We start from the raw sequence: 15,339 nt of genomic DNA on the forward strand, positions 1-15,339 counted from the left end.
CGATCGACAAGAGATTGCTGGTAGGCGGCATCCACTGCTTCACGCTCATCCGGATGAACAAGCTCAAGAAACGTCCCATAATCGGGAGAGTAATGTGCTTTATCAAGTTCAAAAATAGCGTATATCGTGTCTGACCAGATTAGTCGACCAGTGCGCAGGTCAAGCTCCCAGTTACCGATCTTCGCGATCTCCTGGGCCTGGGACAGGCGTTTTTCACTTTCCCGCAGTGCATTTTCTGCCTCCACACGGTCAGTAATATCCGTAATGACGGCAATCAGGCCGGTTAGCTCGCCCCGCAAGTCATACCTGTAGTCCCAATCGACACTGACCGTGATTAAACTGCCGCTCCGAGTAATGTTTTGACTTACAAACGGTTCGGGTTGCAGCCTCAACTCAATCAGCCTGTGCAGGTATTCCTGGAAACCTTGCTGTTGCGAAGGAACCAGGAACTCCCAGATCTTACGTCCCACGAGAGTCCCGGATTCGTAACCGAGCATGTTTGCATGTGCCGGGTTGGAGTAGATAATGGTTCCGGAAAGGTCCGTCTCCTGGATACCGTGCGGAATGGTTTCCAGTAAAATATTAAGATGTTCTTTTTGTTCGAATTGTTGTTGTTCGAGCAGTCTTCGCTCGGTGACGTCCTGACCAATCGCCAGCAGTGAAACAAGATCACCCTGTTCATCACGAATCGCCTGATCATACCATTCGACTTCGATCTCGGCACCGTCACGTCGCAGTATCGGATTAATATTGCCCCGTGTCGGTTCATCATGCGTTGCCGTCTGGAACAGCGAGCGAATCTGCGCACGGTTTCGCTCGGGCACAAACCGGGAAAACCACTCTTTACCTTTTATTTCATCAAGCGAGTAACCGGTAAGATTTTCGAACCACGGGTTAACATAGGTTATGTAACCTGCCTCATCCAGCATTAATATGATAATCGGCGCTGTATTGAGAACGTTATTGGAATAGTCACGCTGTTGCTGCAAGGTACGGGTCAGTTTGGCCAGATGCGCAGTCAATACACCCAGTTCATCCAGTGAATGCGGTTCAAGTTGAGCGGGCTGGTCTATATCCCGGCTTTCACCTTCAACATAATGGTTCAGTGGAGACAGGCCCTGGTGAATGCTCCGCCAGGCCAGCCAGGTGCCACCGATAGCCAGCAAAACCAGTGAAACCCACACGACCAGAGTTTCAAGCTCAAAATAACCCGTGCGGTTATAAAAGTAGCCGATCAGCAGGCTGTCAATCAGTAAGGGAGTGACAATCCCCAGCATCAACAATTTTACCCACAACGGGGTGGCGTTGACATAAATACCGCGTGGACCAAGGTACAGTCCCAGGCGGTCAATGAAATAAAAAAATATCGGGAACGAGGAAAGCAACGCCACCGGCACTACCCCGAACTGATGGATGAGGTAATCACGCAATACATAATCTGCATACCCCATTCTCTCCAGCGACCAGTCCGCGCTCAACACGCCGAACATGGAATACACCGTGACTGTCAATAGCAGGTACCAGGGCAACCGGGAAAAGATTCGTCTTGTCTCCTCAATGGCCCTGTGTGGTGGCAAATGCGGCAAACGGGTCAGCGTGCGGTAGAACCGAGGGATTAATAACAGGATGCCAGCGAGGACTGTAGCGACATAAATGCTGCTGATGTTGGTGAAGATTAAATAGAACTCCGGCAGGGGATAGAATCCGGCAAATGCCATCAGGCTGCCGCCGATGAAAGGCGGTAAAAAGACAACCAGCATCGCTGTGATATACAGTGTTCGACGCAACTGCTGCTCGCTCAAGCCCTGACATTCTCTCTGCGGCATCATTTTTTATCCTGGCCTTCAGCAGCGTCGGCCAGTATATGGTCAAGCGCATTATTGAACTGGACAATATCCAGTGGTTTGGTCAGATAATAGGCAAATCCGGCCTGTTTACCGTACTCAATGTCGCGTGGCATCGCATTGGCGGTGATCGCGATGACCGGGATATTCCGGGTTCTGGACTCGCTCTGCAGAACATTCAGCACTTCATAACCGTCCATGCCCGGCAAGTTGATATCCAGCAAGATCAGTTCAGGTTGTCGTGCCATGGCCAGTTCGATTCCCAGATCTGGGGTATGCGCGGTCAGTAAATCGACATGTTTACGCCGACGAAGTAAACGGGACACCAGCTTGAGGTTGGCGGGGTTATCCTCGATATATAAAATGGTATTCTGATTCTCCGGCTGGTCAGTGCTTGCCGGGTTTGCAATTTCATTGTTTGTATCGTCATTAACCGGGTTAAAAGTATCACCCGGCAAAGTTACAACAGGGAGTTCGATGCAGAAGGTACTGCCGACACCCTCTTTACTCTGCACATCCACCCTGCCCCCCATCATCTCGACCAGCCGGCGAGTCAGCGCCAGACCGATACCGGTTCCTTCGATGTTACTATTTTCCGCATCAAGTCGGCTGAAAGGCTGAAATAGCTGTTCCAGTTTGTTCCGGGCGATACCCCATCCCGTATCAGTAATGGCAATACGAAGATAATCCTTATCCGTTGACTGTATCTCGATCCGGACAGTTCCCGCTTCGCGATTGTATTTTATAGCATTGGATAAAAGATTGAGCAGCGCCTGTTTCAGGCGGGTACGATCTGCTCTTACGAGGATTCCGGCCAGTCCCCGGTGGGTGATATTTATTTGCTTTTGATCCGCCAGGGTACTGATCAGCGTCACACACTCCTCGACAACAGGGCAAACTTCCACGGCTTCGAGCGATAAATCGATTTTCCCGGATTCGACTTTGGCCAGATCCAGAACCTCGTTGATCAGTTCAAGCAGATGCTCGCCGGCCTTGAGAATTTCACTGACATTTTCTTTTTGATCCGCCCTCAACTCGTCGTCATAGTCGAGCAACTGGCTGAAACCGATAATGGCATTCATCGGGGTTCGCAACTCGTGGCTCATGCTGGAGAGAAAATCCGATTTGGCCTTGTTTGCCCTTTCCGCTTCCTCGGTCGCGGCGATCAGAGACTCTCTGATCTGGACTTCACTGGTAATATCCTGAACAGTGCCGGTCAGTCGTACCAGCTTGCCGTTATCATCGGTTTCAGCCTGGGCCAGTTCGTGCACATGTCGAACGGAACCGTCCTTGCGAATAATGCGGTGAACCACATCATGATGGCCGGTCTCTGTGGCCTGTTTTTCACTGGCATGAACCTTGTCGAGGTCATCGGGATGTACGAAAGAATGAAAAGCCTCAACGCTGGGGACGAAGCTGCCCGGCTCGTAACCGAAGATGCGATAGATTTCATCGGACCATATTAAATCACCCGTCACCAGATCCGCGCTCCAGTTGCCCAGCGATGCCAGAGCTTGTGCTTCCACCAGCTGGTGTTCCCGTTCGGCCAGAACCATTTCGGCGCGCTTGCGATCGTCGATGTCCTGCACCACGCCGATCATCTGCAGCGGCTTGCCCTCGGCATCGCGCACCACCGCGCCGCGTTCCAGTAGCCAGCGTTCTGTGCCGTCGGGCCAGATCACGCGGTGTTCGATGTCGTAGGGTTTGTCGTACTCAATACAGGCGCTGACCGCCCCGGTCACTGCCTGACGATCGTCCGGATGTACGGCAGCCAGGAAATTATCGTAGGACGTTTCCAGATCCCCCTCGGGGTAACCGAACAGCGGCGCGATGCGCTCGGTCCAGAACAGATCGCCGGTGACAATATTCCACTCCCAGGTGCCGATATTGGCGTAGATCTGACCACGGCGCAGGCGTTCCCTGGCCGAGTCCGCGGCCTGCTCGGCCAGCTTGCGCTCGGTGATATTGACGTGACTTATCACAACGCCACCGCCGCCCGACAATGGCATTACCGTCATTTCGAACCAGCGGGGCTTGTCCGGGGAGGGACAGGGATATTCGTGCCGGAAACTGGGGACCTGTCCGCTCATAACTGCATTGATACCGGTCGTCGCCACATCCTCAACGTCGTGGCTATCCGACGCGGCAGGCTGGCGGCAGACGGCCAGATAATTGGTGCCGATATCGGTGTTCGGGACCGGAGCGCCGGCCTGTTCGGCGTTCTGAATCGCAAAGCGTCGCCAGGGTTCATTAACCGCCACGATAATGCCGTCGCGGTTCAGTACCGCGATGTTTGCGGATACCGAATCCAGCACGTCCTGCGTGAAGCGGTGCTGTCGTTGAACTTCTCGCTCGCTCGCTGCACGCAGCAGTGCGCTGCCCATCTGGCCGGCCAGCAGACGCAGCAGATCGAGTGCCGGGGCGTCCCAGTCACGGGCCATGCTGACCTGATCGAAGCCGATAAAGCCCTGGGTTACGTCGCCCCGCCGGATGGGGAAGCCACACAGGGCGCGGATGTCCAGAGACTGGAACATTGTCTTCTCCGCCGCGGCTTCGGATGGCAGCGCGGCCACGTCGGAAACGATGACCGGCTGGTTGCCGAGAATCTGCGCCCACCACCAGGGGGCAGACTCCACGGGAATATCCTGCAAAATGTCTTTCTGCGGGGCGATGCCGGGGGCGGACCATTCGTGGCTGTTGCTCATGCGTGTGGCGTTGTCGTTGAGCAGGAACAGGTAGGCGCGGTCGACGCCCAGATGCTCGCCCGCCTGGCGCAGGGCCTGTTCGATGGCGGCGTCCATGGTTTCAGCATCCGCTGCCAGCAATCCGGCTGCAGCCTTACCCACCACGCCTCGCATGGCATTTTGCGCGCGCTGCAGGGCTTCGGCGGCCTTGACGTGAGTAATATCAGTACGTATGGAGACGTACTGATAAGGTTTGCCCCTTTCATCCAGAAAAGGGGTAATGGTCGAGGCTACCCAGTACAGCTTGCCGTCCTTGCGTCGGTTACAGATATCGCCCTGCCATACCTCGCCCCGGGCAATCGTGCGCCACAGGTCACGATAGAACTCAGGCGGATGTTCGTCGGACTTCACAACGTGATGGTTTTGCCCGAGCAGTTCCTCGGGGCGGTAGCCACTGATCGCGCAAAACTGGTCATTGACCCGAATAATCTCCCCTTTGGCGTTGGTTACACTGACGATGGCGTGGTGGTCCAGGGCACGGTGTTCGCGTTCGCGTTCATAGAGGGAAATTTCCAGGCGCCGCTGGATAGCCCGGTTTTGCCGGGCACGCCGGGCGCGGGAACTGACGGCCGAAACAAAGTGTTCGGGATCAATCGGTTTGACCAGAAAATCATCCCCGCCCAGGCTCAACGCCCGCAACTGGCGACTCAGATCCTTCTCCGAGGAGAGAAACAAAATGGGGGTCTGCAGCAGTGCATCACGTTCGCGAATGACCGCGGCCAGTTCCGGTCCCGAGGCATGGGGCATGTAGACATCCAGGACAATCACATCAGGCACAAAGTCATTCAGGACATCCAGGACCTGCAGGGGATTGGACAGTGAACGCACGTCCATTCCGGCACTGGTCAGGACCCCGGTTTCGGCCTCCAGCATGATCTCGTCATCATCGACCATTAAGACACGGAATTTTTCCGATGGCTGACGGCCTGTGACCGCATCCAGGATATCAATCAGAGCCGACATATCGTAAGGTTTGGACAGGTAACGACAGGCCCCGGCGCGAAAGGCTTCCAGCCGCGCCTCCAGATCGTCACGCACCGAGGCCACGATCACCGGTAGCCGGGATTCAGATGTCACACCCAGTTCGGCGATGAGTTCCGTGCCGCCATCCTTGTTGTCGGGAAAGATAAGATCCATCACCACCGCGGCCGGCGGTTCATCCGCATCGTCTTTGGGCCGATCGCGAAACGCCCGGGGCGAGCTGAACCGTTCAGTGCGAAAGCCTTCTTCCCGCAGTCGTTCTTCAAGCTGCCTGGCCTGTTCCGGGTCATCCTCGACAATGTGGATAAGGGGAACGGAATTATTGCGTGTCGGGTAAGTCGGGGCACGCAGAATATCGCCCCCGGATTTTTTCACGATCGCCACCAGATCCGACAGACGCTCGATTGCAGTGTCAATGCTCGTCCATTGCTGTTCAGTGGGCGTGGTGTGCTGAAAATCGGCCAGTTGCGCCTCCAGGCTCTGCGCGGCATGAGCGAGAGACATCAGACCATACGTCCCGGCAGCCCCGTGGAGGTTGTGGACGAGTATATGCAGTTCGGCGCATCCCGGGGATGCGTCCGGGTCAGTTTTCAATGTTTGTGCCAGATCGCGAATCGCCTGGATGCGCTGATCCAGTTTGGCCAAAAAAGCCAGCTGCATTTTTTCGCGTTTCTTTTTACGTTTGTCACTCAGCGCCATAATGTCAGCCTTTCAGTACAGCATTATCCTGATTTCATAATGACCTGGTTACGGCCAGTCTGTTTGGCCTCATACAGAGCCTCGTCAGCCGCGGCGATCAACGCATCGGCATCGTGGCGGGCTTCAAGTCCGGCAATGCCTCCGCTAAGGGCGACATGGAACGAGGCCTCGTCATGCGTAAACACGATCCCGGAAAATTGATCGCGGATATTGTCTATCAGGTCCCGGGCATCCGTTATGCTCGTATCAGGCAGGATCACCGCGAACTCCTCTCCGCCGTAGCGGGCGATAATATCTGTGTTGCGCAAACGCTGTTTAAGTAACCAGGCGATAGTCTTGATGACCCGGTCACCAGTGGGGTGACCGAAACGATCATTAATTTGCTTGAAGTGATCGATATCGATCATGACAACCGTCAGTTGACTGTGGCGGCGCGTGGCGAGTGAAACTTCCCGCTCCAGCGCCAGCTTGAAATTAATGTGATTCAACAGGCCGGTCATGCCGTCCCGGACCATCAGGTTCTTCAGTGTTCGAAAGCGCGCGGCACGGATGGAGACGGCCTCGACGAGGTGAGCATCACTGATCGGTTTTTGCAAAAATTCATCACCGCCCAGACGCAGAGCATCAAGCTGTTGCTTTACCCCGGTTTCGGTGGAAAGAAAAATAATAGGCAGTCCCTGGTAGATGGGCTGCTGGCGAATAATCTGGGCCGCTTCAATACCGGTGCACCCGGGCATGTACAGGTCCATCAATATAATATCCGGCTTTTCCTCGGGCAACACCTCGAGCAACTGTGCCGGATCATTGAGTTCGAATGTCTCCATATCCGCTTCCCGTAACACCGTGGCGTAATGGCCGGCAAGCAAGGGATCGTCGTCGACGATTAGAATCCGGTAAGGATCATAGTGTTGCCTTTCCAGTAACTGTTCGAGTGTTTCAACCAGCTGGGTCAGATCAAGTGGTTTGGTGAAGTAGGCGTCGGCGCCGGCACGCAGCGCGGCCAGGCGAGCCTGCCAGTCAGCGCGCCGTGAAATAAAAATCAGCGGCGCATGGACAGCCCCGGCTGACTGAAGTCGGGGTGCGATTTCGGTTCCATGCAAGTCACCCTCTGGCAGGACGATATCGATGATCAGGGCATCGGCGGGCTGATGTTGATGCGCCGCCAGAATGGCCTCGTCGCTGTCGAAGGGACAGGCCTGGTAACCGAACAAGGCAAGCTGGTTGCTCAGCTCGCTGGCCAGTTCGGTATCATCTTCCAGTATATACACCAGGGGCTGATCCCCGGCCTTCCCGGTGGACATATACCCGGGTATGCGATTCGAGGAATAGTCTGAATCGGCGCCCCGGGCGGCCAGGTTACGGAGTTCCTCCAGGGCGGTGCTAATCTGTTCGATGAAACGATCATCCGGATGGTGCCCTTCGGTAAACTCCAGCAATATCTGTTCGATCTCACGCGCGCATACCCCCAGCCCCGTATAGCCGAAAGTGCCGGCGGCGCCGGCCAGGCTGTGCACCTGGCGATAGAAGGGGTGCTCGAGGCCGAGTGAGCCGGGCCGGTGGGACACCGCCTGCCAGCTCAGGTCGATTTCCTCGACCCGCTCTGTCAGTTTCGCGGAAAATTTTTCCTGCAGGGCGCGGCGTTTGGCCTGTTTGGCGGCCTGTTTATCAGTCATTGGCGCTCTCAAGCAATTCACGAATCTGGTCGGGCAACTCCATGGCATCGAAAGGTTTTTTAATTACCCCGATAGCCCCCATTGCTTTGTATTTCTCTACTTCAGTTTGCTGGACTTTCGCTGTCATGAAAATTACCGGCACATCCGCCAGGTGCGGCATCTCACGCAGCTTTTGCGCCGTACTCACGCCGTCCATGCCCGGCATCATCACATCCAGAAGTATCAGATCAGGATGGACACCCGCCGCTTTTTCAAGCGCATCCTGACCCGAAACACACTGAATCAGCTCAAACCCTTCATCTTCGAGCGCAAACTCGGTCATTTCACGAATATCATCTTCATCTTCGACATAAAGAACGGTCACAGTATCATTCATGGGTTATGCCTTTTGAGGTGGGTTTGAATAGTCGAAAGCAGGATATCATTGCTGACCAGACTTTTGGTCAATGCAGTGTTGACTCGCTGGCTGAGCTCGCTGGAGGGCATCGAAGCGGAAAAGATCAGCACAGGACAACAGCGCTTGATTTGATCGAGCAGTTCCACTCCGGAACCATCGCCCAGCCCGAGATCAAGGATAACCAGATCATAGTCACGCTCGACCAGTCGCTGACGGGCTTCCTGGATACTGGTGGCATAGCTGTAATCGGCTATCTCCTCGGTCAACTGCTGTACCAGCGCAATGATGTCCCTGTCGTCTTCGACATGCAGGATATGCGGACGCGCCTTTTGATTTAGCATTTTATGAATAGCCCGTTTAAGACGCGTCGGATCGACCGGCTTTTGTATCCAGTCGACAATGGTCGCCACATCGCCGCTAAACGACTTCTCGCCGTCGTCGGCTCGTCCGGACACCACTAACACGGGTAATTGCTCAGTGGCCGGATCGGTGCGCAGCTCCTCAAGAAAGGCCATCCCATCCCCATCGGGCAGGGTCAGATCCAGCAGCATCAGGCGATAGCGATGACTTGCCAGCAGGGATCGGGCCTGCGCGATAGTCCCGGCAATATCGCAACTCACGTCTTCGCCACGTAACATTTCCCGGAGAATTTCGGCCACGTCGGGATTGTCTTCACAAATCAGCGCGTGTGTCGCTGTTGGTACTTCCGCGGGCAGTGTGTGAGGGGCGGCCGCCATCGGGAGGTCAAAATAGAATTGCGTGCCTTTATTCGCCTCGCTTGTATAAGCTATAAGACCGCCGTGGCGTTCGATGATGGCCTGGCTGATACTCAGACCCAGCCCGGTCCCGCCTTTTTCGCGCGTATCCGAGCTGTCTGCCTGGGCAAATCGCTGGAATATGCGGGCGCGAAATTCATCAGGTACCCCCTGTCCCTCATCCGTAACCGCCACCCGGTAGTCGTTTGCCTGCACTTCGACGGTAATTTTTACCGGTGCGCCGGTCGGTGAATATTTCACGGCATTGGAAATCAGGTTGGCGAAAACCTGCAGCAGCCGGTGTTCGTCGCCCTGAACCCGGGCATCGCTGAGCGGGGTTGCCAGTGATAAACTGACAGCATGCTCACGGGCATAACCTTCATTATCTTCGATGGCTCGCCGGGCCAGCTGAACCAGATCAATAAGTCTGAAATTGAATTCCATCCGGCCAGACTCGATCTTTTCCAGGTCGAGAATATCGTTAATCAGGAGCGTCAGGCGCTCACTGTTACGCTCGGCCATCTCCAGCATGCGTTTGGGTTTACCCTCGAGTAAGTCGGCGGACTTGCCGAGTACCAGGTTCAGGGCCCCGCGGATCGACGTGAGCGGGGTGCGCAACTCATGCGAGACCGTCGAGATAAATTCATTCTTCATCCGTTCCAGACGTTTGCGTTCGGTAATATCGCGCACGATGCCCACATACATGGGATGTCCCTGATAGGAGAGCTGCGATACGGCCAGATCCATGGGGAACAGACTGCCATCCTTGCGCCGGCCTTCGACTTCCCGTCCGATTCCGATAATGCGGGCCTGCCGTGTCTTCCTGTAATTTTGTAAATATCCATCATGCGCATCATGATAGGGATTGGGCATTAACATATTGACATTCTGGCCCACAACCTCATCAAGCGTATAACCGAAAATCGCTTCAGCGGCGGGATTAAAAGACTCGATCGCCCCGTATTCATTAATGGTGATCATTCCATCCATTATGTTTTCAAAAATGGCCGTGGTGCGTTCGGCCTGACCTCTGAGCTCGGCCTGTATTCGCCGCCGCTCAGTGATATCGCGCACGATGGCGACGAAACGCGCGGTCTCGTTTTCCGGCGCCACGTATTGCATGAATATCTCCACCGGAATTCGCTGGCCCTGCTTGTGCTGGTGGACGGTCTCGAAGGTCAGCGATGCCTGTTCGCCAGATAATAGTGGCGCGATCAGTTCACGGAATTGTAACTCGTTAATCTCCGGCTTGATGTCATAGGAATGCATGCGCAGAATTTCATCCTGCGAATAACCAACCTGTCGTAACGCACCTTCATTAACATAAGTAAAGTTCAGATCGTCGGCCTTGAATATAAAGACACAATCCAGAGTTTGATCCAGCGTGCTTTTGAATTGCTGCAACTCCATCGCGGCCTGTTTGGCCGTAGTTATATCTGTTTCGATTGCAATAAACCCCTGCAATTCTCCCTTCTCGTCATACAACGGGTTGGAATGGATATGTACCCAGTAAGATTTCCCCTGTTTGGTATAGTTAACAATGTCGACATCAAAGCCCCGCAAACGTTGCAGCTCGCCTGCAATCTTTTTAACCGTAGCCGGGTCGGTTTTCGGACCCTGGAGCAGGTCACCGGGTTTTTGACCCAGCATATCCGCCAGAGTGTACCCGCTGATACGAGTGAAGCCTTCATTAATCCACTCCACGCGTCCTGATGTATCCGTTATTATTACCCCGTTGGTCGTTTCACTCGCCACACCGGACAGTCGCGTCAGGGGCCGCGATAGCCAATTACTGAGCAATCGCGAAACCAGAATACCGAAACCGACCAGAATCGTTAAAAAGACAAACAGCGTTGCAATTTCTTTTTCCACTTTGGCGACAAGGTGGGCAGCCGGATATTCCACGACCAGTGCATCGACAGCGCCCTTATCAATTTCAGCCTCAACCCGGTAGCGCCCTGCTTTCCAGCGCTGCATAGCGGCCATGCGCCCATTCGGTGACCAGTGTATAAGCCCGTCATCAAGTCTATGCATTTCGCCCGGAGCTTCTTGTTGTTCAATCACTTTTCCCTGGCTGGCAATAACCTCATCGGCGCCCAGTAATGCCATACTGATGTTCGGGCCGGATTCAGCTTTTTCCAGAATATCCTGCCATTGTTCTGTATTTGCCCGGGTATTTCTTTCAATCACGGCCGACAGGCCAGTCATTTCCCTGTGCAGCCTTTGTGCCAGGAATGTTTCCTGGATGTCACGAAAGTGATATCCCTGATAGATAACCGGAACAGACCCGGCAAGAAGAATGACGGCCAGGACAACGTTGAACAATAGCGACCTGGCTTGAAACGGACTCATATACTGCCAGGATGGCGCGTCACGCCAGAATTTAAAGCCGATTAACAGCAAGCTGGCGACCAGGGCGTTAAAAAGTCCGTTGATCGGTTGCTTGAGCGCAATAAGAATAGAGGCATCCCAGGACATACCGATAAAGCCACGATAGAAAATCAATACCAGCGGCGCGCCCAGGACCAGCCAGTAGAGCAAATCGCCCAGGACCAGGTTGCGTAATCCTCGCTGATATAACAGGGCCACGACCAGACCTTCGAGCGTGAATATCACCATCGCATAGGGATGATTCCAGAGTACCAGCGTATATAGCCCGCCAATGAATGCCACTACAGTTGCCGGCAATGTGCCCAGCAAGGATACCGCCAGTATGACTGCAACCGATCCAAAGATAAAATCCACGCCATAGAATAAAGGCATATGGATCATGTTACCCAGTAGCGCCAGGCTAGCCAGGATTACGGTGGCAACCAGTTTGTTGCGCAGGCCGGCAATAACTATTGCCGGGCTGTCGGCAGCGGAGGACGGACTCATAACTCCGTCACCTTGCATACAGGCAACTCAAAAAAGAAAACACTTCCGTTATCCTTGATCGACTCGAAACCTATCTTCCCTTCCATGTGTTCTATCAGTTCCTTGCTGATGGCCAGCCCCAGACCACTGCCTCCCTTCTGGCGCGTATCGGACGCATCGGCCTGCATAAATTTCTGGAATACTTTTTCCTGAAATTCTTCGGACATGCCGCTACCCTGATCGCGCACTTCAACACGCACTTTACTGTCAGTTACCCGGGATGAAACTTCAACAGTACCACCAGCCGGAGAGAACTTTGCCGCATTGGAGAGCAGGTTAGCCAGCACCTGTAAAAGACGCTGCGAATCTGCCATGACATTTATATCGGTCGAATACCTGCGGGTAAAGGTAACTCCATACTTGTCCGCGTAGGCCTGGTTGTCGGCAAGCGCCTGTTCGATGATCTCCCGGATTGAACAAGCCTGCAGATCAAAATGCATTTTGCCCGCGATCAATTTGTCCATATCAAGCAAATCATTAATAATATGACTTAGTCGCTCACTGTTACGCTCGGCTATTTCAAGCATCCGTCGGGGTTTTGGCTCCAGGGTATCCGCTGACTTTCCCCGGATCAGATTCAGTGCGCCGCGTATCGAGGTTAACGGAGTACGCAGTTCGTGACTGACTGTGGAGACAAACTCGTCCTTCATGCGCTCGATGCGCTTGCGCTCTGAAATATCCTCGACGATGGACCAGATCAGTTTGCGTCCGCTGTTGTCATACACCACCATGCCATTGAGCAGCACCGGATAACGGTTGCCGTCCTTGCGGATGTATTCCTTCTCGTAGGGACCATAGCGGCCGGTTTTCTTCATGCTTTCCAGTTGTTGCGCTTCCTGTGGCTCGTACTCCCGGGGAGTCAGGTCCCAGTAGCTCAGGGCAAGAAATTCCTCGCGACGATAACCGGTCGGCTCCAGCAGAGACTGATTGAGATCGACGAAAGCGCCGGTCTCGTAGTCGTTAAGGGCAATACCGAGGGGTGACAGCTCGAACAGGCCGCGCAGGCGCGCTTCGCTGCCTTGCAGCGCAATCTCGGCCTGTTTCTGCTCGGTGATGTCGGCGTGCGTGCCGCTCATCAACAGGGGGGCACCTTCGGCGGTTCTGCTTACCAGTCGACCACGATCATGCACCCACACCCAGTGCCCCGCTTTGTGACGCATGCGGGCCATGCAATCATAGAACTCGATCTCGCCGGCGAAATGCTGCTCCAGTAATTCGCCGGATCGTTGCAGGTCTTCCGGATGAACGAGGTCCATCCAGGTCTGGATACTGATCGGCGCCAGTTCATCGAGACTGTAACCAACGATCTCGGCCCAGCGTTCGTTGAACAGCGTTTCCCCGCTCTGCACGTTCCATTCCCAGGTACCGATATTGGTGCCCTCGATAACCGAGGCCAGACGCCGTTCACTGGCACGTACCCGATCCGCGTCATCCCGTTCTTGTGTCACGTCGGACTCGATGGCCATGAATCCCTGCAGCTTACCGGTCTCGTCGTGTAACGGGCTGCACTGGATACGGACCCAGTAAGGTCTGCCATTTTGGGTGTAATTAACCAGGTCCGCCGCGAAACCTTCGCCGCGGCTCAGTGCCGAGCGTATCTGCGCCACCGTGGCCGGGTCGGTATCCGGTCCTTGTAAAAGCTCGCCGGGTTTGCGCCCCTGTATTTCATCTGCGGTATAACCTGTGATACGGGTAAAGCCTTCGTTGACCCACTCAATCCGGCCCTCTATATCCGTGATGATTACGCCATTGGTCGTCTGGCTGGCCACGCGTGACAAACGCATTAATTCCAGCTGATCTTTCTGGTGCCGCTGCTGCAATTGTGCCGCCACAATCAGTTGACCAATGGTGACCCGCAGCGGCGAGAGAAAATCAATCAACCCGGTGTCGTAGCCCGCGGGGCGATTGGCGATACCCAGCATGGCGACCAGCTCGTCGCTGTGATAGATAGGAATACCGAGAAAGGCGTTCAGAGGCGGGTGGCCCTCGGGCAGACCGGCGCGGCGCGGATCCTGGCAGGGATCATTGGCGATCACCGGCTCGCCACTGATCAGTGCCGCGCCAAACAGGCTTTTGAGATTATAGAATTCCATGCCCTGTGGGGCGTTGGTCGCGTAGAAGTCGCGAGTCTCGTCGTTCCAGGCGATATTGGTGATAGCATAGGTCTTGAGGTAGGGTGTCCCCTCGCTCGTGTGCAGCACCTCGCCGATAAACCCGTATTCACTGTCGGTCAGGCTGAGAATGTCTGACAGCAATCCATCAAAAGCCTCGCGGCGATCGGTTTTTTCGATAAATTGGGCCTGGGCCGCGGCAATAATCCTGCTCAGTTGCTGTTGAGATTTCAGGTTCTGATCCAGTTGCCAGCGTTGCAGTGTGGAGGAAACCCACTGCCCCAGTAGTTCAACAAACTCGATTTCAGCCTGATCGAAATACCGGGCGGCATGCTCGTCCGGGGAAGAGAAATTCAGGGTTCCATAGCGCTCGCCTTGCACCACAATGGAAACACCCACGTAACTCTCCAGTCCGAAAGACTGGTAACAGGGATGCCCTGAATATTGACTTTGCGCCATATGCGCAATGGATAATACCGTGTCATGTTCCAGGGCCAGGCTACAGTAGGTCTCACCCAGCGGAAAGTGCTGATGGTCATGCAAGGTATCCGGCGGCGATACCTGGAGCTGGACACAGTAATCCTCGTCCTCAATCCGGCTAATGATGCCAAATGGCATCCCCAGGTATTCGCAGCCCAGCGCCAATGCCTGTCGCAGAGCGCTTTCAGGGTCGATGTCCGACTGTGAAGTAATCTGCGTCAGGGTGCCGAGCGCATCTGCCCGACGTTGTTGATGCTGCGTTTCGATCTCGCTTTGTACCGCATCGGCAAGATCGCGTAACCGGGTTAGTTCCCGTTCATTGAGTTGTCGTGGCGTCTCATCAATCAGACACAATGTGCCGATGCGATAACCCGCTGCCGTAGCGAGTGGGGCCCCGGCGTAAAACCGGATATGGGGCGGACCGGTAACCAGGGGGTTATCGGCGAAACGCGGATCGGTGGCCGCGTCGGTCACCTGGAAAATCTCCGTATTCAAAATCGCGTGACCGCAAAAAGAAATATCCCGACCGGTTTCACAGGCCTCCAGTCCCTGGCGGGACTTGAACCACTGGCGCTCGGCATCCACCAGTGACACAAGGACGATACTGACGTCAAACAGCTCTTTTGCCAGCCGGGTCAGCCGATCGAAGCGTTCATCATCGGGAGTATCCAGAATCCGGCATTCCAGCAAAGACTGCAGACGGGCGGACTCGTTCTCGGGTATTGCAGGTGGCTGCATG

Annotated in this window: 6 protein-coding genes; all 6 read right to left on the minus strand. The window is 54.8% G+C overall.

What is annotated here, in order from left to right; genetic code table 11:
- Positions 1–1,829 (minus strand): PAS domain-containing protein (locus tag R6U90_RS00265; RefSeq protein ID WP_410350653.1); only part of this gene is annotated, 1,829 nt, incomplete at its 3' end.
- On the minus strand, positions 1,826–6,268 hold the full coding sequence (locus R6U90_RS00270; protein WP_410350654.1) for a PAS domain-containing protein: 4,443 nt from the start codon (positions 6,266–6,268) through the stop codon (positions 1,826–1,828). The genes R6U90_RS00270 and R6U90_RS00265, both read right to left, overlap by 4 nt.
- Before the next feature lie 23 nt (positions 6,269–6,291).
- Entirely contained in the window at positions 6,292–7,941 is a 1,650-nt protein-coding gene (locus R6U90_RS00275) for a diguanylate cyclase (RefSeq protein WP_410350655.1), read from the minus strand.
- Complete coding sequence (locus tag R6U90_RS00280; RefSeq protein ID WP_410350656.1) at positions 7,934–8,317, minus strand: response regulator; 384 nt, start codon at positions 8,315–8,317, stop codon at positions 7,934–7,936. Before R6U90_RS00280 ends, R6U90_RS00275 begins: the two co-directional genes overlap by 8 nt.
- Positions 8,314–11,970 carry a PAS domain S-box protein gene (locus R6U90_RS00285; protein WP_410350657.1) on the minus strand — a complete coding sequence of 1,219 codons (3,657 nt, stop codon included), beginning with the start codon at positions 11,968–11,970 and terminating at the stop codon, positions 8,314–8,316. Before R6U90_RS00285 ends, R6U90_RS00280 begins: the two co-directional genes overlap by 4 nt.
- On the minus strand, positions 11,967–15,338 hold the full coding sequence (locus tag R6U90_RS00290; RefSeq protein WP_410350659.1) for a PAS domain S-box protein: 3,372 nt from the start codon (positions 15,336–15,338) through the stop codon (positions 11,967–11,969). The genes R6U90_RS00285 and R6U90_RS00290 overlap by 4 nt, the downstream gene beginning before the upstream one ends.
- Position 15,339 lies beyond the last annotated feature (1 nt).

The organism is Thiohalophilus sp., assembly GCF_046483665.1.
In the GTDB taxonomy this organism is placed as follows: domain Bacteria; phylum Pseudomonadota; class Gammaproteobacteria; order UBA6429; family Thiohalophilaceae; genus Thiohalophilus.

Excerpts from the sequence above, each read along its gene's own strand:
- R6U90_RS00270 (WP_410350654.1), bottom strand. The coding sequence starts at position 6,268 with ATGGCGCTGAGTGACAAACGTAAAAAGAAACGCGAAAAAATGCAGCTG.
- R6U90_RS00275 (WP_410350655.1), bottom strand. The coding sequence starts at position 7,941 with ATGACTGATAAACAGGCCGCCAAACAGGCCAAACGCCGCGCCCTGCAG.
- R6U90_RS00280 (WP_410350656.1), bottom strand. The coding sequence starts at position 8,317 with ATGAATGATACTGTGACCGTTCTTTATGTCGAAGATGAAGATGATATT.
- R6U90_RS00290 (WP_410350659.1), bottom strand. The coding sequence starts at position 15,338 with ATGCAGCCACCTGCAATACCCGAGAACGAGTCCGCCCGTCTGCAGTCT.
- R6U90_RS00285 (WP_410350657.1), bottom strand. The coding sequence starts at position 11,970 with ATGAGTCCGTCCTCCGCTGCCGACAGCCCGGCAATAGTTATTGCCGGC.